At 42.3% G+C, this 298-nt stretch carries 1 pseudogene; it reads right to left on the reverse strand.

Going from position 1 to position 298, the window contains the following annotated elements:
• A pseudogene (locus HUK49_RS10755) lies at nucleotides 1–298 on the reverse strand (ISL3 family transposase); the annotation flags it as partial.

Below are 298 nucleotides of genomic sequence, written 5' to 3' on the forward strand. Positions count from 1 at the left end.
GTAGAAAGTGGTTTCGGATGGTTGCTTGAGTTCTTCCGTCGAGAATGGCGATGACATTTAGGGAGTCGAAATCTTGAGCGATGAAGCTCATTTTCCCCTTCTTGAAGGCATACTCGTCCCAACTCATCACCTCGGGTAGGGTATTCCAATCCGTTTCAAACTTGAACTCATCGAGCTTTCTCATAACTGACGATGTTGAAATTGATAACCTGTGTGCAATATGTTTCAATGCTTGATTTTCGATGAGTAATTGTGCGATTTTCTGGTTAACAGCGACAGATATTTGGTGGTTCTTCTT

The sequence above is a fragment of the Limosilactobacillus portuensis genome (assembly GCF_014838735.1).
GTDB lineage: Bacteria > Bacillota > Bacilli > Lactobacillales > Lactobacillaceae > Limosilactobacillus > Limosilactobacillus portuensis.